Annotated in this window: 20 protein-coding genes, 1 tRNA gene and 1 pseudogene; 12 read left to right on the top strand and 10 right to left on the bottom strand. The window is 69.4% G+C overall.

The genetic code is table 11. The features are described 5' to 3' along the window. Nucleotides 1–52 precede the first annotated feature (52 nt). A complete protein-coding gene (locus Ahu01nite_RS28730) occupies nt 53–1,006 on the top strand; it encodes an anti-sigma factor RsbA family regulatory protein (RefSeq protein ID WP_203839781.1) in 954 nt (317 codons plus the stop codon). Here the strand turns inward: Ahu01nite_RS28730 and Ahu01nite_RS28725 are convergent. Further along, nucleotides 969–2,222 carry a DUF1501 domain-containing protein gene (locus tag Ahu01nite_RS28725; protein WP_239159217.1) on the bottom strand — a complete coding sequence of 418 codons (1,254 nt, stop codon included), beginning with the start codon at nt 2,220–2,222 and terminating at the stop codon, nt 969–971. The genes Ahu01nite_RS28730 and Ahu01nite_RS28725 overlap by 38 nt on opposite strands. Nucleotides 2,223–2,224: 2 nt before the next feature. Continuing rightward, nucleotides 2,225–3,670 (bottom strand): DUF1800 domain-containing protein, encoded by a 1,446-nt coding sequence (locus tag Ahu01nite_RS28720; RefSeq protein WP_239159216.1) that lies wholly within the window; start codon nt 3,668–3,670, stop codon nt 2,225–2,227. Nucleotides 3,671–3,753: 83 nt separating this feature from the next. On the opposite strand from Ahu01nite_RS28720, the gene Ahu01nite_RS28715 reads away from it, so the two are divergent. The 3 genes from Ahu01nite_RS28715 to Ahu01nite_RS28705 all read left to right on the top strand — a co-directional run bounded on the left by Ahu01nite_RS28715 (nt 3,754) and on the right by Ahu01nite_RS28705 (nt 8,172). After that, complete coding sequence (locus Ahu01nite_RS28715) at nt 3,754–4,605, top strand: spermidine synthase (RefSeq protein WP_203839778.1); 852 nt, start codon at nt 3,754–3,756, stop codon at nt 4,603–4,605. A gap of 59 nt (nt 4,606–4,664) precedes the next feature. Continuing rightward, nucleotides 4,665–6,095 carry a hypothetical protein gene (locus Ahu01nite_RS28710; RefSeq protein WP_203839777.1) on the top strand — a complete coding sequence of 477 codons (1,431 nt, stop codon included), beginning with the start codon at nt 4,665–4,667 and terminating at the stop codon, nt 6,093–6,095. A 61-nt stretch (nt 6,096–6,156) separates the two neighbouring features. Beyond that, on the top strand, nt 6,157–8,172 hold the full coding sequence (locus Ahu01nite_RS28705) for an MMPL family transporter (RefSeq protein WP_203839776.1): 2,016 nt from the start codon (nt 6,157–6,159) through the stop codon (nt 8,170–8,172). 244 nt (nt 8,173–8,416) lie between these two features. Here Ahu01nite_RS28705 and Ahu01nite_RS28700 read toward each other — a convergent pair. Together Ahu01nite_RS28700 and Ahu01nite_RS28695 are read right to left on the bottom strand one after the other, a co-directional pair. Next, nucleotides 8,417–9,367 (bottom strand): annotated as a pseudogene (locus tag Ahu01nite_RS28700) (TerC/Alx family metal homeostasis membrane protein); the annotation flags it as partial. 48 nt (nt 9,368–9,415) lie between these two features. Beyond that, the gene (locus Ahu01nite_RS28695) at nt 9,416–10,078 is read right to left on the bottom strand and encodes a pentapeptide repeat-containing protein (RefSeq protein ID WP_239159215.1); all 663 of its coding nucleotides are present in this window, start codon (nt 10,076–10,078) and stop codon (nt 9,416–9,418) included. A gap of 214 nt (nt 10,079–10,292) precedes the next feature. On the opposite strand from Ahu01nite_RS28695, the gene Ahu01nite_RS28690 reads away from it, so the two are divergent. Further along, on the top strand, nt 10,293–11,288 hold the full coding sequence (locus Ahu01nite_RS28690; protein WP_203839773.1) for a lamin tail domain-containing protein: 996 nt from the start codon (nt 10,293–10,295) through the stop codon (nt 11,286–11,288). A 52-nt stretch (nt 11,289–11,340) separates the two neighbouring features. After that, nucleotides 11,341–11,414 (top strand) — tRNA-Met (locus tag Ahu01nite_RS28685). 343 nt (nt 11,415–11,757) lie between these two features. Here Ahu01nite_RS28685 and Ahu01nite_RS28680 read toward each other — a convergent pair. Then, on the bottom strand, nt 11,758–11,967 hold the full coding sequence (locus Ahu01nite_RS28680) for a hypothetical protein (protein WP_203839772.1): 210 nt from the start codon (nt 11,965–11,967) through the stop codon (nt 11,758–11,760). An 88-nt stretch (nt 11,968–12,055) separates the two neighbouring features. On the opposite strand from Ahu01nite_RS28680, the gene Ahu01nite_RS28675 reads away from it, so the two are divergent. Beyond that, a complete protein-coding gene (locus Ahu01nite_RS28675) occupies nt 12,056–12,868 on the top strand; it encodes an alpha/beta fold hydrolase (protein WP_203839771.1) in 813 nt (270 codons plus the stop codon). A 6-nt stretch (nt 12,869–12,874) separates the two neighbouring features. On the opposite strand, the gene Ahu01nite_RS28670 is transcribed toward Ahu01nite_RS28675, so the two are convergent. Continuing rightward, complete coding sequence (locus tag Ahu01nite_RS28670; RefSeq protein ID WP_203839770.1) at nt 12,875–13,399, bottom strand: hypothetical protein; 525 nt, start codon at nt 13,397–13,399, stop codon at nt 12,875–12,877. A gap of 43 nt (nt 13,400–13,442) precedes the next feature. After that, the gene (locus tag Ahu01nite_RS28665) at nt 13,443–13,826 is read right to left on the bottom strand and encodes a helix-turn-helix domain-containing protein (RefSeq protein ID WP_203839769.1); all 384 of its coding nucleotides are present in this window, start codon (nt 13,824–13,826) and stop codon (nt 13,443–13,445) included. Nucleotides 13,827–13,962: 136 nt separating this feature from the next. Between Ahu01nite_RS28665 and Ahu01nite_RS28660 the strand changes: the two genes are divergently transcribed. Beyond that, nucleotides 13,963–14,307, top strand: coding sequence for a hypothetical protein (locus tag Ahu01nite_RS28660; protein WP_203839768.1), 345 nt, complete (start codon nt 13,963–13,965; stop codon nt 14,305–14,307). Here Ahu01nite_RS28660 and Ahu01nite_RS28655 read toward each other — a convergent pair. Beyond that, nucleotides 14,265–14,879: a TetR/AcrR family transcriptional regulator gene (locus Ahu01nite_RS28655; RefSeq protein WP_203839767.1), complete on the bottom strand. Its 615-nt coding sequence runs from the start codon at nt 14,877–14,879 to the stop codon at nt 14,265–14,267. The two genes, Ahu01nite_RS28660 and Ahu01nite_RS28655, sit on opposite strands and share 43 nt — an antisense overlap. Nucleotides 14,880–14,952: 73 nt before the next feature. Here Ahu01nite_RS28655 and Ahu01nite_RS28650 point away from each other — a divergent pair, with 73 nt between their 5' ends. The 3 genes from Ahu01nite_RS28650 (at nt 14,953) to Ahu01nite_RS28640 (ending at nt 16,365) form a co-directional block, all read left to right on the top strand. Then, nucleotides 14,953–15,423 carry a GNAT family N-acetyltransferase gene (locus Ahu01nite_RS28650; RefSeq protein ID WP_203839766.1) on the top strand — a complete coding sequence of 157 codons (471 nt, stop codon included), beginning with the start codon at nt 14,953–14,955 and terminating at the stop codon, nt 15,421–15,423. A gap of 160 nt (nt 15,424–15,583) precedes the next feature. Continuing rightward, the gene (locus tag Ahu01nite_RS28645) at nt 15,584–15,907 is read left to right on the top strand and encodes a zinc-binding dehydrogenase (protein ID WP_203839765.1); all 324 of its coding nucleotides are present in this window, start codon (nt 15,584–15,586) and stop codon (nt 15,905–15,907) included. A 206-nt stretch (nt 15,908–16,113) separates the two neighbouring features. Continuing rightward, on the top strand, nt 16,114–16,365 hold the full coding sequence (locus Ahu01nite_RS28640; protein WP_203839764.1) for a MerR family DNA-binding transcriptional regulator: 252 nt from the start codon (nt 16,114–16,116) through the stop codon (nt 16,363–16,365). Between the two features lie 29 nt (nt 16,366–16,394). On the opposite strand, the gene Ahu01nite_RS28635 is transcribed toward Ahu01nite_RS28640, so the two are convergent. Beyond that, nucleotides 16,395–16,817, bottom strand: a complete 423-nt coding sequence (locus tag Ahu01nite_RS28635; RefSeq protein ID WP_203839763.1) for a hypothetical protein — start codon at nt 16,815–16,817, stop codon at nt 16,395–16,397. A gap of 197 nt (nt 16,818–17,014) precedes the next feature. Beyond that, nucleotides 17,015–17,230 (bottom strand): hypothetical protein, encoded by a 216-nt coding sequence (locus Ahu01nite_RS28630; protein ID WP_203839762.1) that lies wholly within the window; start codon nt 17,228–17,230, stop codon nt 17,015–17,017. A gap of 169 nt (nt 17,231–17,399) precedes the next feature. Between Ahu01nite_RS28630 and Ahu01nite_RS28625 the strand changes: the two genes are divergently transcribed. Then, nucleotides 17,400–19,220 (top strand): magnesium transporter MgtE N-terminal domain-containing protein, encoded by a 1,821-nt coding sequence (locus Ahu01nite_RS28625; RefSeq protein WP_203839761.1) that lies wholly within the window; start codon nt 17,400–17,402, stop codon nt 19,218–19,220. Nucleotides 19,221–19,393 lie beyond the last annotated feature (173 nt).

The raw sequence follows: 19,393 nt of genomic DNA, 5'->3' as shown, positions 1-19,393 counted from the left end.
GCGGCCGGACCGGTGTTACCGTGGTCGATCGGCGGTGCTCGGAGGTGGCTCGGTGGCGTTTTCCCACTCGGCGTTCCTCTATGACAGCGATTCCGCGTACGCGTCGACTCTGACCCGGTTTGTGCGGGAAGCCCTCGCCGATGACGAGGCCGTGGCGGTGGCAGCGGCGCCCGACCGCATCGGGTTGCTCCGCGATGCCCTCGACGACGACGCCGACGCGGTGCGCTTCCTGCCCGCGGACGAGTGGTACGTCCGTCCGGTGCGGACCATCGCGGGCTGGGCGCACATCCTGAAGGCTGCCGCGGCCAGCGGCCGTTCCTACACCCGCATGATCGGCCAGATTCCGTACGGTGGGCAGCCCGCGACCTGGGTCCGCTTCGAAGCCGCCCTGAACCGTTCCCTGGCCGGTTCCGACGCCCACCTGCTCTGCCCCTACGACCGGCGCACCCTGCCAGCCGAGCTGGTCGCCGCGGCCGGGCGCACGCATCCCCGGGTCCACGACGGCATCTGGCTCGACAGCGCCGAATATCAGCCGCCCGAGAACCTGCTCGCCGAGCTGCCCGAGCCGCCGTGGCCCGTGGCGGGCGAGCCGGCCCTGACCATGCCGATCGTGGACAGCGTCGCCGAGCTGCGCTCGGAGATCCGGGACCGGGCCGGTGCGGAGAGCTGGCTCCCGCCCGACCGGGTGGAGAGCCTGATGCTGGCGCTCAGCGAGCTGGCCACCAACGGCATCCGGCACGGCGGGATGCACCGCGAGCTGCGCATCTGGGTGACGCCGGAGGCGGTGATCGGCGAGGTGACCGATGACGGCGCGGCACCACTCGCGCCGCTCGCCGGCTATCTGCCGCCGGCACCGGGCGTGGCGGGCGGCATGGGCCTGTGGCTCGTGCACCAGCTGTGCGACTCGATGGCGATCCACCGCAGCGACGGCATCACCCGGGCCCGGTTCGCGTTGCGCCGCAGCGGGGTCAGCGCGGCTTCACCAGTCCCAGCGACGTCGGCGTGACCCCCGGGAATATCCCGGCGAGGTCCCCGACACCGCAGCGGGCCCGCACGATCTCGCCGATCACCCCGCGATAGTCGGTCGTCACCGCGAGGTCCCCGTCGATCAGCGCGCCGGCGGAGAGGCCGGGCCAGCGGCCGTACACCTTGCCGCCGTTGACCCCACCGCCCAGCAGGAGCATCGCGTTGCCGTAACCGTGGTCGAGCCCGCCCGAGCCGTTCTGCGCGACCCGGCGGCCGAACTCGCTGGTCGTGACGAGGGTGACCCGGCCGAGCCCGGCGGGTCCGAGATCGGTGGCGAAGGCGGCCAGCGCGGCGGCGAGATCCTTCAGGTGGTCGTACATCTTCATCCCCGCCACGGGCGCGCCGATGTTCTCGTGCATGTCCCAGTCGCCGGTGTCGACGCAGGCGCTCATCAGGCCGACGTTCGCCTTGACCAGGCGGGCCACGTCACGCAGCGCCTTGCCGAGCGTGGTGTCGGGGTAGACGGCCCCGTTCGCCGGTGTGTACCCGGCAGCCTTCAAGGTCCTCGTGGTGGCGAGCGCGGACGTCGTCATCGCCGTGGTCTGCGCCAGCGCCGCCGGAGCCCCCGCGTAGAGCGCCGCCATGGTCGCGGCGATCGGGCGGGTCCTGTCCTCGCCGGAGAGCTGGAACTCGTCCACCGAGGTCAGGGACAGGTCCGGCGCCGGGCCGGCTTGCACCCGGGCGGGCATCGCCGTGCCGACCGCGACGGCGTCGAACGCGGTCTTCGCCCCGAGGCCGCCCATCATCCGGTCCAGCCAGCCGGTGCGCACGCTCGTACCCGGTGCGGCGCGTTCCAGCTCCTCCATCGCGGAGAAGTGCGACCGGTTCGGCGCGGGCTGCCCGGCGGCCTGGATCGCGCCGAACGTGCCGGCTTTCCAGAACGGGAGCAGCGGTGCGAGCGCCGGGTTCAGCCCGAAGAACGAGTCGCCGCCGATGAGCTTCGACTTCGCGACGGCGATGCCGGGCCGGGCTGTGTAGTACGCGGGATCTCCGGCCGGCACGACCGCGGAGAGGCCGTCGAAGCCGCCTCGCAGCGAGAGCAGGACGAACACGTCGCCCGTGTAGCCCGGGGCGGCGAACGCCAGCTGGGTGGCGAGCTGATCGCCGGCCAGGCCCGCGAAGACCCCGGCACCCGCGGCCGCGAGCACCTTGCGCCGGCTGACCCCGCAATCGCAGTTCTCGATCGTCTCGGTCACGGTCACCTCAGGGCGAAGTAGGGGGAGTTGAGCAGGAGGCCGAGCAGGTACGGGAACGCCCATCCGGCGGCGTCGTCGCTCGACTTGAGCGGGCTCGCCGGGGTCTTGCCGTAGAACGCGGCGAGGGCCGTCGCGTGCTCCGGCGCCACCGCGCGGCCCACCAGCCGGGTGGCGACCGCGTTGATCAGTGCGCCGTAGGTGGCGGGGAGGCTCGGCCCGGCGTACGCGGAGATCAAAGAAGCCGGGCGTTGCAGCGAGTTGGGCCACCAGCCGGCCGCGACGTTGAGGTGGGTGTTCCAGCGGACGACCTGCCCGGACGGCGAGGCCCACGCGGTGGCGACGTCCGGGTACCCGTTCGGCGGCGCCCAGGCCATCGGCGCGTGACCGGCCGACTCGCTGGCCCAGTAGAGCGCCTTGAGCGCGTCGGTCCCGGACTTCTCCGGCCCGAACCCGAGGGTGCGCACGGTGGCGACGATGTCCTCGAACGGGGTCCGGGTCTTCGCCCCCACCGAGGCGGCGAACTCGGCCGACGTGAACAGGGCCTTCAGCACCGGGGCGATCGCCGTCCTGTTGTCGAGGTAGACCTTGACCAGCCGGGTCACCAGCGCGGCCGGTGGCTCGTCGGCGACGAACCTGACGCAGAGCTTGGTGACGATCCGCTGCGCGGTCGACGGGTGCGCGGCCAGGTAGTCGAGCATGGCCAGCGCGGCCGTCTGCCCGCCGGCGGTCGTGGCGTTCGCGTTGCTGAAACCGAGCACCTTGATCGGGCCGGTGGCGTGGTCGCTGGGCTCGTAGCGGTAGCGCCCGTTACCCCAGTCGACGGTCATGCCGGTCAGCATCCGGGACGCGTTCTTCACGTCCGACTCGCTGTAAACGAGACCGACGGTGTGGAGTTCGAGCAGCTCACGGCCGTAGTTCTCGTTCGGCGCCGTCTTCGTGGAGAAGCGGTTGTCGAGGTACGTCAGCATGGCGGGGTGTTTCGCGCTCGCCTTGAGCATGTCCGCGAACCGGCCGAACGCGTAGGCACGGATCACCGTACGGTCGTAGTCGGGGCGGTTGTCCCAGACGTCCCCGGACATGTTGGTGATGTTGAGGTGGTTCGACCAGAAGTCGACCATCACTTCGAGCAGCTGGCGCTCGCTCCAGGCCGCGCGAGCGACCGTGGCGCAGGACAGCTCGAACATCGCGTCCCAGGCGTAGAGCTTCATCGCGCCTGAGCTCACCTTGGCGTGCACGCCGTCGATGCTGAGCCCGCTCAACGGCAGCCGCGAGACCAGGTTGTCGGCGGTCGGGTCCGCGATCGCGGACGGTTTGAGCTGGCGATCCAGCCACGCGGTCGCTCCCAGGCGGCGGATCTCGGCGATGGAAGCCGGGGTCGGGCCGTAGGTCGCGCGGCGCAGCAGGTGCAGCAGCGGGTCGGCGGGCAGGAAGTCCACAGTCGCTGTCACGTTCCCGGTGTCGGCAGGCGGGCGGATGTCTTTCGGTTTCCCCGGCCGCCGCTCCCGTACGGCAACCGACATACTCTTCAGCCGTGGCACAGCGCAGGCGGGGCGAACGACGGGTCGAAGAGGTCGCCTCCGGCGTCGCCGAGTTGGTGCCTGACCCGGACCGCACGAGTGGCTGGACGTTGCTGCTGGACGGGGCCCCGCAGTCGCACGTGGACCTGGCCGACCCAAAGTATCTGGAGTTTGAGTATATTCGGCGCATAGCTGCCGCAATCGACCTTATTGCGACACCGGGAACACCCATACGGGTGTTACACCTCGGCGGCGGGGCGCTCACTTTGCCCCGCTATGTCGCCGCGACCCGGCCGGGCTCCCCGCAGCGGGTCGTCGAGATCGACGGCAAACTGGTCGACCTGGTCCGCTCCGCGCTGCCCTGGGACCCCAAGGCCAAGCTCCGTGTACGCGTCGGCGACGCCCGCGAGGCCGTCACCGGGATGCGTGACGCCGGCTACGACGTCGTGGTGGTGGACGTGTTCGCGGGCTCGCAGACCCCGGCCCACCTGGCTTCCGCCGAGTTCATGGCCGAGGTCGCCCGGGTGCTGGCCCCGGGCGGCTGGCTGATCGCGAACGTCGCCGACGGGCCGCCGCTGAACTTCGCGCGTACCCAGGTGGCGACGATCCGGACGGTGCTCCCGCAGGCGCTCCTGGTCGCCGACGCGTCGGTGCTGCGCGGACGGCGCTTCGGCAACCTCGTCGTGCTCGCCGGGCGCACCCCGCCGCCGGTCGAGGAGCTGCGCCGCCGGGCGTCCGGCGACTGGTTCCCGGGCCGCGTCGAAACCGACCTCGAGCGCTTCGCCGGCGGGCGCCCACCGGCCACGGACGTCGATGCGGTGCCCTCGCCCACACCCCCGGAAGGCCTGTTCAGCAGCCGGTCGTAGCCGCGATTTACCGGACCGTTGGGTTGTCGCAACGGCCGAATCTCGGATCTAATCGAGGCATGGCCGACGCGAACCCACCGGACGTCTTCGGGCCACTGCCGGACGGAGAGCGCCCGCTGTGGCACGGGCGATGTGCCGTCGCTGAGTACGCGTTCGACCAGGCGGCCTCGCTGCCGCGGTGGACCCTGCCGGAGACTACCGAGGTCCTCGTCACGAATCGTCGCATTCGTTACGCCCATACCTCCCGGGAAAACCCGGACGATCTTCGCGTTACGTCGGGTGAGGTCCTCTGGTACTACCCCGAGCACATTCGGGTACAACCCGGCCCGGTCGTGGACGGCAGGCCCGTTGCTGCCACCCAGCTCCAGCTCGTGTGCGCGGGGGCCGACGGGTCGTTCCCGGCCCTGGTCTTCGCCGGCGGTGAGCTCGGCGAGGTCAGCCACGCGGACAAGGTCGCCAACCTGATCCGGCACGCGATCGCCCGATTCCGGGTCAACCACGCCGGTGATCTCGGTCTCAGCGTCGAGGTGGCCCGGGAGCTCGCGAAGATGCTGGTCGGGCCCGAGTTCGTCAACGCCGAGGGCGGCGACGGCCAGACGGTGACCCTGATCGGCGCACTCTCCGTGCCACGCCAGGCCCCGGAGGCGACGCAGACCTTCGCCCCGGACGCCACCCAGCCCACTCCTCCAGCCGTGGCGGAGCCCGTCGTGGCGCCGACTCCTCAACCGCCTCCTGCAGCGGTTCCCCCACCGCCGTCCATCAGGCGCTCCGTGCCGGACAGCGCGGCCGGCTTCGAGGGTGCGGAGCGCCGGGCCTCGCGCGCCGCCGACGAGGAGCGCCGTGCCACCCGCGCCGCCGACGAGGCGCGTGCTCTGCAGGCCTCGGCGGCCGAGGTCGCGGCGACCGTGTCCCACCCCGACCTCGCCACTCGCGCCGCGAACATCGCCGCCCGGATCTCCGAGCTGGTCTCCGGGCGCCCCGACCCGGCCGAGCACGCACCGCACTCGCCGGCCGAGCTCACCGACGGCACCGACGGCGTCCTGCACGGCACGATCATCAACAGCTCCGGCCAGCCCGTCTCCGCCCCGCCGGTTTACGGCCGCCCGATCTCCGGCCCGCCGGCCTACGACGAGACGCCCGACTTCACGCGGCTGGCGTACGAGCGGCCCAACTACGACCGGCTGGCCTTCGACGAGCCGGTCACCGGACCGCCGAGCTACGACGGCCCGGCCCAGTACGGCCCGACCAGCTACAGCCCGCCCGACTACGAGACCCCGCTCTACGGCCGCCCGGTCTCCGGCGTGCCCGATTACGACGAGAGCTGGCCCACCTCAGGGGCACCCGTCGAGGGTGACGAGTCCGGGACAGACCTCACCCCGAGGGCCGAGCGGGTCCGCCGGGCAACCGCGCGCTTCAACGCCAACTCGGCCCGGGGCAAGGCGTCCGTCAGGCGCCCCGAACACGAGCCGGACGGCAACCGCACCTACTGACGATCTCCGGCCGCTACGCTTGGACAAAGCACCCCAAGCGTAATGATCGGACATTCCGCACGTGGCCACCCTGCTGTACCGGCTCGGTCGTTTCTCGTTCCGGCGGCGGCGCATGGTCGCTGCGGTCTGGGTCCTCGTGCTCGCCGCGCTCGCCGCCGGTGCGCTCACCCTCGGCGGCAGGACCGTCGACACGTTCACCATCCCGGGCACCGAGTCCCAGCGCGCCCTCGACGACCTGCGGCGGGACCTGCCAGCCGCGGCGGGCGCCGCACTGACCGTGGTGGTCAGCGCGCCGACCGGCCAGGCCCTCGACAGCGCGACGATGAAGGCAGCCGTCTCCGTCGTGGTTCGCAGGGCCGCCTCGCTGCCCGACGTCGTCGCGGCCACCGATCCGGTCCAGGTCGACCGTACGGGCCGGGTGGGCCTGCTCAGCGTGCAGTACGCGAAGAGCGACAGCGAGCTGACCGCCGCCGACCGGGACGCGTTCGCCACCCTGGCGACCGCCGGCACCAACGGGCTCGAGGTGGTGCCCGGCGGCGTCTCCGGCGGCCCGCCCGAGATCGGCGCCCGCGCGGCGATCGGGGTGCTGATCGCCGCCGTCGTGCTGCTGTACGCGCTGTTCCTCGGCTCACGGCACCGCGCCCAGCTCGCCGAGGGAATGGAAGTTGAGGAGTCGGCCGCCCGGGCCACCGCCACCGCGGGCTCGGCCGTCCTCTTCGCCGGGGCCACCGTGGTGATCGCGCTCGCCGCGCTCAGCCTGGCCGGCGTCCCCTTCCTCACCGCGATGGCACTCGCCGCCGCCGGCACGGTGCTGACCGCGGTGCTGGTCGCGCTCACCCTGCTCCCCGCCCTGCTCGGCTTTGCCGGTCTCCGGGTGCTACCCCGATCGCAGCGGCGGCGGGGCGCTCACGTACGCCCCGGGTTCGGGTTCCGCTGGGCACGCTGCGTGGTGCGCTTCCGGCGTTCCGTACTCGTCGTGCTGGTGCTCGGGCTGGGCGCGCTCAGCCTGCCGGCGCTGGACCTGCGGCTGGCTCTGCCCGACAACGGGACCGCGCCGGCGGGATCGCGGCAGCGGACGGCGTACGACCTCATCACCGCTGCCTTCGGACCCGGCGCCAACGGTCCCCTGCTCGTCGTGGTCCGGGGCCCCCGCGGCGACACGGTCTCGGCGCTCGCCAGCCGCGTGACCGCGGACGTACGCAAGCTGCAGAACGTCACCGCCGCAGGGCCCGGACCGGCGAATGCCGGCGGGACCACCCGGGTCGTCATCGTCACGCCGGGCACCGGGCCGACCAGTCAGGAGACCGCCGACCTGATCCGCGAGATCCGGGCCACGGTGGCGCCGCTGACCGGCGCGGACGACAGCGTGGCCGTCACCGGTGCCACCGCGGTCGGGGTCGACGTCTCCCGCACGATGACCGCCGCGCTGCCCGAATACCTCGGCGTCGTGATCGGACTGTCGTTCCTGCTCCTGCTGCTGGCGTTCCGGTCGCTGCTGGTGCCGCTCAAGGCCACCGCCGGCTTCCTGCTCACCATGGGCGCGACGTTCGGCCTCACCGCGGGTGTCTTCCAGCACGGGTGGGCGGCTGGGCTGTTCGGCGTGGACCGGCCCGGGCCACTGGTCAGCTTTCTGCCGATCATCATGTTGAGCGTGCTGTTCGGGCTGACGATGGACTACGAGGTCTTCATCGTCTCCCGGGTACGCGAGGAGTTCACGCACGGCAGCGACGCCACCGAGGCCACGATCGCCGGGGTCGGGCACGGCGCCCCCGTGGTGACCGCCGCGGCACTGATCATGGCGGCGGTCTTCGGCGGGTTCGTGCTGATCGAGGACCCTGCCATCAAGACGATCGGCTTCGGGCTCGCCCTGGGCGTACTGATGGATGCGTTCCTGGTCCGGATGACCCTCGTGCCCGCCGTGCTCACCCTGCTCGGCCACCGGGCCTGGGCTTTCCCCCGGTGGCTGGACCGGATCACCCCGCGCGTCGACATCGAGGGCGAGGGCCTGCGCCCGCCCGGCCCCGCACCGCGGCACGCCGCGCCGGAGCCCGAGCTGGTCAGGGCACGCGGACGCTGAAACAGCTCCCGGCGGCGACCCGCTCGTCGTGCAGCCGGTGCGCGCGGGTGAGCAGGGTCATCAGCTCCTCCTGCTGACGGACCCGGGCGCGGTATTTCTCCGGCAGCGACTTGATGTGCTCCTCCTCGTCGACCAGCCGGTGGTAGATCTCGTCGCAGTAGCGCGGATCGGTCTCGACGTCGAGGAATGCCGCCGCGTGCCGCCGGGCCGCCGCGGTGTAGGTCTGCGCGCGCCCCTTCGGGCTGAGCAGCGACGCCGCCACCGTGATGATCAGGACCACGATGATGACGCCGAGCGAGAGCCCGGTGCTGATCTCGGCGACGTCCACCGGGTCACCGCTGTTGATGAACGGCAGGTTGTTCTCGTGCAGGGCGTGCAGGATCAGCTTCACGCCGATGAACGCGAGGATCGCCGCCAGCCCGTACGACAGGAAGATCAGCCTGTCCAGCAGCCCGTCCAGCAGGAAGTAGAGCTGGCGCAGGCCCAGCAGCGAGAACGCGGTCGCGGTGAAGACCAGGTAGACGCTCTGGGTGAGCCCGAAGATCGCCGGGATCGAGTCGAGCGCGAAGAGGATGTCGGTGCCGCCGATCGCGACCATCACCAGCAGCATCGGGGTCATCACCCGCTTGCCGTCCTGGACCGTGAACAGCTTGTCCCCGTCGTACTCCTCGGAGGTCCGCAGGAACCGGCGGGCGATGCGGATGAGCACGTTGTCCGCGGTGCGCTCGTCGTCATCGTCGTCATCGCTCTTCAGCAGGTTTCCCGCGGTGATCAGCAGGATCAGCCCGAAGAGGTAGAAGACGAACGCGAACCGGTTGATCAGCGCGGAGCCCAGGAAGATGAAACCGGTCCGGGCGATCAGTGAGAAGACGATGCCGAAGAGCAGCACCTTCTGCTGGTCGGCGCGGGGCACCTTGAAGCTGCCCAGCAGCACGAGGAAGACGAAAAGGTTGTCGACCGACAGCGCCTTCTCGGTGACCCAGCCGGCGAAATACTCCGCGCCCATGTCCTGGCCGCCGAAGAGCAGCACGCCGAGGCCGAAGAGGATCGCGATGCCGACATAGATCGACGACCAGAGCCCGGCTTCCTTGAGTGACGGGATGTGCGCGCGCCGGACGTGGAAGTAGAAGTCGAAGGCGATCAAGCCCAGGATCCCCACCACGGTCAGGGTCCAGACAAGGCCGGGCACCTGCATGACCACACGCTCCACGAGCTCGATCGATCCGAGTGATCAGTTTAGGGGCTAGCGGACCGCGGCCTTCAGTTGGGAATCCGTCAGAAACAGCGCGCCGGTGAGGTTTGCCCCGCGCAGGTCGGCCCCGCGGAGATCCGCGCCGGTGAAATCGGCCAGCCGCAGGTCTGCCTCCCGCAGGTCCGCCCCGATCAGCAGGGCGCCCCGGAAACTCGCACCACGCAGGTCAGCGCCGCGCAGCTTGCGCCCGATCAGATCGGCACCGCGGTGATCCGCCCGGCGACCGCCGGACTTGGCCCGGGCCAGTTCGCTGGCTTTCTGCAGGAGCGGATTGACCTTTGACCGGTACGCGTCCAGGTCGAGCGAGAGCAGGGCTTCGGGCGTACCCATAGTCAATTCGACGGTCTCGTCCCTGGCCTGCTCCAACCGGGGGTGAATTTTCTGCGCCGCGGGCAGCGCCAGCGCCTCGATCAGATACCAGAGCAGCTCGTGCAGCTGGCGCATGACCGGCAGGGTCGCGAACATCTGCCCGGCGATCCCCGGGGTGTCGCGCCAGTTCCGGCCGCCGAAAGTCACCTGAGTGACCTGCTGCCCGGCGCCGAAACAGTCGAAAACGACGCAGCCCGGAAAGCCCTTCTGCGGCAACTGCTCATGAATGCCGCACCGGAAATCGTCACCCAGATTTTTGCAGGCCTTACCCGCGGGCTTGTTCACCGCGAAATCGGATGACTTGGCGAAAGCCGGAGCGACACAACACAGCCCGGCACAACTCCCGCAATCGGCTTGCAACACCCGCACACCCTACCTTCAGTGACACAGCGTCGCGTCCTGCACTCATCCGACCAGTCATCAACCAGGCCCGTCCGGTGGGCTGACTACTCATAGTGATTTTTTTAGGCTGGTGTCTCCCCCGCTTAGGAGAACCTTGATGCGTGCCCGCATGACGGCACTGGCCGCCACCCTCGGCTGCGCCGCCACCCTCGGCCTCACCGCCCCGGCGACCGCTGCCACCACCCCGACCATCTCGGTGCCGGCCAGCCGTCAGGGCTACGGACCGATCACCATCACTGGCACAGCCGCCCCCGGCGCCACCGTCGAACTGTACGAATCGGCGTACGTCTTCAACGACTTCTACCCGTCGCCCGACTACACCAACGGCGGCTACATCACCACGAAGGCCACCAGCGCCGGCAAATACACGCTGACCCGCATCCTCGACTCAGGCTTCCGCTTCTACGTCAAAGCCGACGGCCTGACCTCCTCGCACGTCGCCGTCGCCATGGGCATCGTCCCCACCCTGACGCTCACCACCAGCAGCGGCACAACCACCGCCACCGTCACGGCCAACCCGTCCCAGCCCAACCTGCACGTCCACGTCCAGAGCGGCTGGAACGGCGTCTGGACCGACCTGGCCGGCGGCTACACCTCAGACCCGGCAGCCACCTTCACCGCCACCCTGACGGGCCAGCACCCCTACCTCCGCGCCGTGATCGACGCCGACCCCTCGAACAACCTCCTCCGCGGCGCCACCCCGACCATCGTCACCGGCTCCCCCACCACCCCGACGATCTCCGCCGGCGCCGTCCAGTTCACGAAAATCCAGTACAGCTCCGCAAAAGCCGGCCTCAACAACGAATGGGCCCGCCTCACCAACAAGACCAAAACCACGATCAACCTCAAAGGCTGGACCGTACGCGACGCCGCGAACCACACGTACAAATTCGCCACGGACACCAAGCTCGCCGCGGGCAAGAACCTCTACCTCTACACCGGCAAAGGCACCAACAGCACCACGAACCGCTACTGGAAGAGCAGCGCCTACATCTGGAACAACGGAGGCGACACGGCGTACCTCCGCACCGCCGCCGGCAAAACAATCGACACCTGCAAGTGGGCCAAAGGCAGCGGCACCACCACCTGCTGACCCCACCCCCGAGGCCGCCCTTCACGCCGTGCTAGCTTTATGAAGCAGTCGGCGCGGGGTGGAGCAGCTCGGTAGCTCGCTGGGCTCATAACCCAGAGGTCGCAGGTTCAAATCCTGTCCCCGCTACAAAACAGGAAACCCCTGCCCACTTCCTTTCGGAAGGTGGGCGGGGGTTTTTTCGCATTTTGTTCCGGGGGCCGAGCCCCCGGACGCCCCGCGGTGCGGTGGGCGCTGTGAGGGAGTTGGCGGCGGGTTACTTCCGGTGGGTGCGGTGGGTGCGGTGGGTGCGGTGGGTGCGGTGGGTGCGGTGGGTGCGGTGGGTGCCGGGGGTGGGGCCCTTTGTGGTCAGGATGCCGCGGGAGTGTTCAATGCCTTCGTGCCTGCGTTGCGATGAGGGTGAGCCTCGTCGGCGGCCGTCGGCGGGAGCGCTGATACGGCGTCTTCACTGGCCCGTGCCGTGGGCCGGGGGTCAGCGGCGGCTGCGGAGTCCGGCGGGGAGGGCGACCTCGATGATGAGTTCGATCCAGGCGATGCCGTCGGTTTTCGCGACGCCCAGGGCAGCCGCGATGAAGGTGCCGGGGATTGTCATGACCCGTACGGGGGTGCCCTGATGCGCCGGGGCGGGAGTGGCGAACAGGCTGTGGGGCATGGGGATCACGTACTCACGTCGTCGTTTCATGGGGATAGCTGCCGGGGTCGGGGCAGGGGTGGCAGGGCTTGGCTCGGCCGGGACGGCTGCGGGAGCGGGGCGGCCGGGGATCGACTCGGTGCGGATCGCGACCGCTGTGGGCGTGTTCGATGCGGTCGCTGCGGGGCCTCGGGACGGGCGGAAGGTGTTGCTCCTGCATGGCTTCCCGGAGTTCGGTATCGAGTGGGTCGAGCAGTTGCGTGCTCTGGGTGCCGCGGGGTTCCGGGCTGTTGCCCCCGATCAGCGGGGTTATTCGCCTGGCGTACGGCCTGCCGGGGTGGCGAATTATCGATTGGATCACGCTGTTGCCGATGTGCGGGCGATTGCCGGGGTGCTCGGGTGGCGGCGGTTCGATCTGGTCGGGCATGACTGGGGTGCGGCTGTCGCGTGGATTGCCGCGGCTCGGTATGCGACTCAGGTGCGGTCGCTGACCGCGGTTTCGGTGCCGCATCCGGGGGCTTTCGCCGAGGCGCTTCGCACGGATCCCGAGCAGCAGGCGGCTTCTGGCTACATTGATTTCTTCCGGCAGCCGTCGCCCATTCCGGAGGATCAGATTTTGGCGAACGGGCCGCCGGTGCTGGAAGGGGTCGCGCCGGAGAAGTGCGCCGAGTATTTCCGGCGATTGTCGGAGCCGGGGGCGTTGACGGCCGCTCTGAACTGGTACCGCGCCAATGACTTTGAGGGGTACGAGGAGCGGGTCCGCGTGCCGACGTTGTTCGTGGCGAGCACAGAGGACCCGTTTGTTGCCCCCTCGGGGGTTCAGGCGACCCGGGATTGGGTCACCGGGCCGTACACCTTGCGGAATCTTTCCGGTGTGGGGCACAACATCCCCGAGCAGGTCCCGGAAATCATGAACTCGTTGCTGCTCGCGCACCTGGTGTCGACCGGGTGAGGCAGCTCAACGCTGGGTGGGCGGGCGGCGCAGGGGGTGGACGTTGGCCTCGATCGGGTCGCCCGCGGTCGCTACGCGCATGCCGTTGAGATAACCATCGGTTTCGCGCTGGTCGGCGTACTCCAAGAGGCGTTCTGTTATTGCTTGCCATTCGCGTTCGCGGTCGGCGGCCAGTTCCGTGCGGACCTCTTCGAGGAGGCTTCGGATCTGGGCCGGGTCCGCGGCGGTGGGGGCTTCGCCGGCGAGGCTGAGGCGTTGCAGGACGAGGTCGCGGGCCGAGACGATCAGGGCGGCCAGCCAGGCCAGCACGACGAGGCCGGTCAGCACGATGAGGACGGCGACGGGGCGTTCGTCGGGTGGTGGGCCCGGCATCACTCCGGGGGTGCCGGGCGGCGGGCCTGGTTTCTGGGGGAAGCCGACGATCAGGGTGACGACCAGCGCGCCGGTCGCCGCGATGGCGAGCACGATGGAACCGACGAGCAGTTTGCTCACCTGGAGATGGAGTGCGCCCGATCCGCCCCGCGCTGTCATGGTCCCGAGATTACGGACATCCGGCGCTTGATGCGAACAATCGTCATGCCGATCGCCTCCGGCGGAGGACTTTCCGGTAGGGGTCGATCATGCGGTCGAGGACCGTTTCCAGGGCCTGGCGGTCCGGCGCCGGGATCGGTGAGTCGTCGGCCAGCATCCGGGCCAGCTCGTGGACCAGCGGGTGGGTCGCCGGCGGCTCCGGTGCAGAGCCACCTACCCGATCCGGGTACGCCGCCACGACCAGTTCGTTGATGCTCTTGCCCAGCACCGGCGCGATCCGTTCGATGGAGCGGATCGTGGGCCGCTGCTCCTCACTCAGCCAGCGCAGCACGACGGAAGGGTCCATGCCGACCGCCCGTGCGAAGTGGGTGGGTGTCGGGAAACGGGCGGCCTGGATCGCTTCCTTGAGGTAGCCGCCGAAACTCATCCAAGAAGCATAAGTGGTGGTTGAGGCGGACGGACCATTGGTTGAAAGGCCATCCTTTGCTAGCGTCATTGGCTAGATAACCAACGGTACGGGCCGCCACCCGCCGCCGCGAGCCCCGACGGAAGGTCGTGCCCCCGTGCTGCTGGTGACAACCCTCATGGTTCTCCTGGCGGTGGCCGTGGTGGCAGTCCTGCTCAGGCTGCGGCGCACCCGCACGACCACCGGCCGGCACCCCGACGACCTCGGCGAAGCCGCCGTCATGGTGCCGGTTGTTCCCCTCCCACCCCTGCCGACGGTGGCGGCCGCGGCAGGGGTGGGGACACTCCCGGAGCCCGTCGTCATCGAGACCGCTCCGGTGCCCGCAACGGTGTCGCCCGAACGAGTGATTTCGTCACCGGTGCGGCGCTCGACGAGGAACAGCGCGTCGTCCCGATTCGCTCAGGGTGCGCCCCGGCGGCCGGTCCCCGCGTCGAGGCCGTAGGCGGCGAGCGCGTCGTCGAGCATGCGTTCCTGGTCAGCCACCGGATAGGCGACCGGGTCTGCCGCCCCGAAGGCCGCCATCCCCTCGGTCATGGCGATCAGCCCCAGGGTCACCGAGGCGACCCGCCCGCCCGGCCACTCCGGCGCGGCAGCCGCCACCAGACGTTCGACCCGCTCCCGCCATGCCCGATTGTTCTGCCGGTGCGTAGCGAGCAACTCTTCATCGGCGACGGCCGCGGCTAGAAACCCGGTCCACACAACACTCTCGCGCGCCGTAGCCGCATCTATCGCCATCCCCTGACGCAACACCGCCCGCAAGGCCTCGCGAGGAGAAGCCGCCCCGGCCTCCAGCGCCTCGACCCGGCCCCTGGTCGTCTCGTGCAGCAATTCCCGCGCATGCACGAGCAACGCCCGCCGATTCGGAAACCGATGCATGACCAGCCCGGTGGTGCACCCGGCGGCAGCCGCCACGGCCCGCACGGTCAGCCGATCCAACCCCTGGTCGGCCAGCACGTCCCAGACCGCCCGGGAAAGCGCCTCGCCCTGCGCCGGGCGATCAGCCGTACGTGACATCTGTCGCTCCCTCGATTCAGAACAGATGTTACCGTAACGCTTGTTACGAAGATCAGCCACCGGAAGGTACGCCATGACGTGGTCAATTGAGGAACGCGCCTGGAACGACCCGGCGGGAACCGCGCTCCGAGTCGCCCAGCGTGCCGAACTGGACGCCCGCTACGGCTCCGGCGACCACGAACCGGGCACCGCACCATCAGCCGCGGACATCGACGTCTTCCTGGTCGCCACCGCACCCGACGGCCACCCCCTGGCCTGCGGAGCCCTCCGCCGCCTCGACCCGACAACCGCCGAGATCAAGCGCATGTTCGTCACCCCGCCGGCCCGCGGTTCCGGCGTCGCAACAGCCCTGCTCCGCGCCCTGGAAACTGCCGCAGCCCACCGTGGATGGACGACCCTCAAACTGGAGACAGGTACGGCCCAGCCGGACGCAATCCGCTTCTACGAGCGAGAGGGCTACACAGCGATCCCCCTCTTCGGCGCCTACGAAGGCTCACCCCAGTCCCTCTGCTACGAACGCCACCTTCCGCGCAACCCGCGGTGACCTTGCGTTGGAGTGCACCCCAACGCTTAGCGTCTCGCCCCATGCGTAGAACAACGGGAATGGCCCTGCTCGAACCCGGTGGCCGCTGGGAAACCTTCGTCCGGGAGTCCTTCGCCTACGCCCAGCCGTCCGCCTCGACCCCGCGCGAGCGGCCCCGCTGATGTGCGCGGGCATCAGCACGTACGAGCCGCTGCGCCGCTGGGACGTCGGGCCCGGCCGGCTGATCGGGGTCGTGGGCCTCGACGGTCTCGGCCACCTCGCGGTCGAGTTCGCCAAGGCGCTCGGTGCCCGGGTCGCGGTCTTCACCACATCAGCGGGCAAGGAGACGCCGGCGTACGAGCTCGGCGCGGACGAAGTGATCATCTCCCGCGACACCGAGGCGATGGCAGTGCGGGCCGGCCGCTTCGGCTTCATTCTCGACACGGCCTCCGCCAAGCACGACCCGTCCCCGTACCTAAGGGCGCTCCGGGTCGCCGGCGCCTGACGGCCTCCGCCGGCGGTGGCCGTCCCCGCACCCGAGAGATGCTGGATTTCGCCGCCCAGCACGGCATCGTCGCCGACGTCGAGAAGGTCCGGCCCGCGAGGTCGGCGACGCGATGGCCAGGCTGGAACGCAACGACGTCCGTTGGCGCTTCGTACTCGTCATCAGCGACCTGGGGTGATGGCATGGCGGTGGGTAACCTGGGCCGGATGACAACGCCGGCCGACGTCCCTCTCGGCATTCGTGAGCTCTCGGAGCTGACCGGCCTGACTCCCGACACACTGCGCTGGTACGAACGCGAGGGCATCATTCCCGCGGTCCACCGTGCCCCGGAGGACAGCCGCCGCCACTACCCCGCCACCATCCGGGCAGTCCACCTCATCCAGGCGCTCCGCCTCCGCACCAAGATCGACGACTACAACGACATGATCGCCACCGGCCGAGCCTGCGAACACGGCTGACCACCACCGGTCCACTCAGGTGGGCAGGATCAGGGCAGCGCCACGTGCTTGCTCACGTGCGGCCCGTTCGGCCCGTTCCAGACCTCCACCTCGAGGGAGCTGACATCCTTCGGGCTGAACGTCATCGTCGAGAAATGGTCGCACGCCTCACCAGCCCCGCCGCTGCAGGTACTCGCCTCCACCCAGACCACTTTGCTGCCCTGGTAGTAAGAAATCCGACCGCGCGGAGCGTAGCCGTCCGCCTTCAGATCAGTGAGTTCATAGCTCGCGAAGATCTTGCCGGTACCGTTCTCGATCCAGACGTAAGCCTCGATCCGAGCACTCTTGGCCGCGTTGGTCACCGTCGAAGACGTATACCGAGTAGCACCGGCCGCCTGAGCAGGCGACGCCACCCCAACCCCACCAGCAACCACCGCGGCCGCCACCAACCCCGCCACCATCTTCTTGACCATGCGATCTCCCTCCATAACCCTGCCGAGCCACCCGAATCTAGACCACTCCCCACCCCCGCGCCGCCCCGTGATCCCTGCAGCGCCCCGGCAACGCGGGCTAACCCAGGGTTGGCTTCCCCACAGCTCCCGCCGCAAGCCAGTTCGCCGGTCCTCCCGGGCCAAATGCTGCGTCCACCGCGGCTCATCAGCGGCGCCGGTCACGAGGGTTTCCTGCCCAGGTAAACCTTGACCGCGGTCAGAGCGCTCGCTCCTACAGCTCCGGCCGCGCCATAGGCGGCTGTCGGTGCATCGGCAAGTGCCAGTCCGGCGATGGCCACAACGGTCGCCGCGCCGGTTCCGGCCGCAACAGCGACGATCCGGTCCCGGGCACTCCACCCCGCAGCGGGGCGGCGCCTTCCGTCTTCGTTCTGCATCGTGCTCTCCCCGCTGGGGCCGCGTCCTGTACGCGACATGTCCGAGAAGGACAGCACGACGGGAACCTTTGCGTCAGGGTTCGCGGACAGAGTCGGAGCAACCGGTGCACGCCAATTTCGGGTGGGAGATCATGGGACAAGATGGGATGGCGTCGGTCATCATCGGACCATGACGGATCCCGCATCGTCCTTCGACCGGGGAGCGGCCATCCAGCCCCAACCCACGTCGGTGCGAACGCTGGAGGACCTAGCCCACCATCTGACCCTACTTCGGTTGAGTGCGAAGGGATCCCGGCCAGGGCGCGCACCCACGCTGCGGGACCTCTCCGCCCTCAGCGGAGTCCCGCACAGCACCATCGGCAACGCGGAGTCGGGGCGAATCCTGCCCAGCGGAGAGGTGGTCTACCTTCTCGCGAAGGCCTGCGGAGTGCCGGGCCATCAGCTGGTGGAGTGGACTCAAGCACGACACCGGGTCTGGCAACTCCGCCGCCGGCCGCCCATCATGATCGCGGAGCCAGCGCTGGCCGCCATCCACATCGACGACACCCACTCATCAAGTCGAGCGGCGAGGAGCCTGATGGTTCTGACACCGCGGGCCGCGGCGGAGGTTTTGCTGAGCATGCCCCTGCTTCAGCGGGCAGGGACGCTTGGCAAGCTAGAGCCCCAGCGAGCCGTACCTGTGTTGCAGCAGGCCGACCAGGCGCGGGTGGCCGAGACTCTGACGGCGGTGGAGAATCCCGCTTGGGTGGCTGCGGCCCTGGACCGGATGGACCAGGAACAGGCGGCGTTCCTGGTCGCTGCGATGGACGTCAACCGGGCAGTCCCAGCGCTCGCTGAGATGGATGCCCAGCGAGCTGCCGCGCTGCTGACCGCGGCAGACCTGGAAGACGCGGTGGATTTGCTGAATGCCATGCACGCAGACATTTTGTGCAGGCTGTTGACCAGGGTGCCCCTCGATCGTGCTGGCGAGATGATCGCTGTCATTCGACCGGCGCAACTCGCCGAAGTCCTGTCCAACGTCGACGACGGCTGGTCTGCCGGAGTCCTGCGAACTGTTGAGAACACAAGCTGGATCGCCGAGGGGCTCAGCGCAATCGAGCTGTCGAAAGCGGCGGCATTGCTGGCTTGCCTGTCCCCGGACAAGGCGGCGACCGCACTGAGCGCTATGAAGACACGCGTCGCCGCTGATCTGCTGGCCACCCTGGACCCCGGCGTGGCCTCCGGTGTGCTCTCCGCCATGAAGCCGGACCGCGTCGCCGCGATCCTGACGTCGATTGCCCCCCAGCAAGCCGGCTCCCTGCTCGCCCTGGTGGAGTCATCGCGAGCTGCGGTGCTCGCGCTGGCTCTGATGGAGCTTCCGCAAGCGCGAAGGACACTGGCTGAGTTTCCGTCGGATCACGCGCTGGCTGCGCTGCTGACTGCGATGGAGCCCGGTCGTATGACGGAATTGCTGGCTGGGCTGCCACAGCGCGTGACCGGTCTGATGAAGGTAATGGGCCCGGATCAGACCGACGATTTTCTCGCCGGTTTGGAGCCCGATGTCACGGCGGAGCTAATGGCCGCGATGAACGATGCACAGGAAGCGGTCGAAGTATTGAGGGCGATCGGAGCGAACGAGATCGGGGCCGTCTTGACTCGGCTGCCGCCACCGCGCGCCGCGGCATTGTTGGAGAAGATGCCCCCAGACGAGGCAAACGCCGCGATCACCCGCATCCCTGTGGCTACGGCACTGGCCATTCTGGCTGCGGTAGCACCACGATCTATGGCCGCCATGCTCGAACTACAGCCCCCCGGACAGGTGGCCTTCATGTTGGCGGGAGTGAGCCGCGAGAATGCGGAGGCAGTCCTTGCCCAGCTCAGCCCCGAGACGGCGGCAACAGCTTCGGCGCAGATGGACTCGGGCACAGCATTGCGCGCCCGCGCGGCCATGGAGGCCGGCCAACCAATCGACGCACGGACGCTCTATCCCGCACATTTCGCGTCAGCCTGACAGTTGGCGTCACTCACACCACGACACAGCCCCCAAAAAGCCACACCTGATCGACTCATCGCGAAACTCGTCGACCCGAATGCCCCTACCGACGTCACCGCCAAGTTCAAAATCGCCCGTAGACCGCAACCTGTACAGAGCTAATGGCGACACCAATCCCCCCACAGCGCCCA

The organism is Winogradskya humida (genome assembly GCF_016862215.1).
GTDB lineage: Bacteria > Actinomycetota > Actinomycetes > Mycobacteriales > Micromonosporaceae > Actinoplanes > Actinoplanes humidus.
The sequence above is the reverse complement of the archived record's forward strand: the minus strand, read 5'-3'. Positions and strand labels throughout refer to the sequence as shown.

Bases quoted from the DNA above. Each gene is read 5' to 3' on its own strand.
- Ahu01nite_RS28690 (WP_203839773.1), top strand. From the start codon at position 10,293: ATGCGTGCCCGCATGACGGCACTGGCCGCCACCCTCGGCTGCGCCGCC.
- Ahu01nite_RS28630 (WP_203839762.1), bottom strand. From the start codon at position 17,230: ATGCAGAACGAAGACGGAAGGCGCCGCCCCGCTGCGGGGTGGAGTGCC.
- Ahu01nite_RS28710 (WP_203839777.1), top strand. From the start codon at position 4,665: ATGGCCGACGCGAACCCACCGGACGTCTTCGGGCCACTGCCGGACGGA.
- Ahu01nite_RS28645 (WP_203839765.1), top strand. From the start codon at position 15,584: ATGTGCGCGGGCATCAGCACGTACGAGCCGCTGCGCCGCTGGGACGTC.
- Ahu01nite_RS28640 (WP_203839764.1), top strand. From the start codon at position 16,114: ATGACAACGCCGGCCGACGTCCCTCTCGGCATTCGTGAGCTCTCGGAG.
- Ahu01nite_RS28670 (WP_203839770.1), bottom strand. From the start codon at position 13,399: ATGACAGCGCGGGGCGGATCGGGCGCACTCCATCTCCAGGTGAGCAAA.
- Ahu01nite_RS28625 (WP_203839761.1), top strand. From the start codon at position 17,400: ATGACGGATCCCGCATCGTCCTTCGACCGGGGAGCGGCCATCCAGCCC.
- Ahu01nite_RS28680 (WP_203839772.1), bottom strand. From the start codon at position 11,967: ATGAAACGACGACGTGAGTACGTGATCCCCATGCCCCACAGCCTGTTC.
- Ahu01nite_RS28665 (WP_203839769.1), bottom strand. From the start codon at position 13,826: ATGAGTTTCGGCGGCTACCTCAAGGAAGCGATCCAGGCCGCCCGTTTC.
- Ahu01nite_RS28635 (WP_203839763.1), bottom strand. From the start codon at position 16,817: ATGGTCAAGAAGATGGTGGCGGGGTTGGTGGCGGCCGCGGTGGTTGCT.
- Ahu01nite_RS28650 (WP_203839766.1), top strand. From the start codon at position 14,953: ATGACGTGGTCAATTGAGGAACGCGCCTGGAACGACCCGGCGGGAACC.
- Ahu01nite_RS28655 (WP_203839767.1), bottom strand. From the start codon at position 14,879: ATGTCACGTACGGCTGATCGCCCGGCGCAGGGCGAGGCGCTTTCCCGG.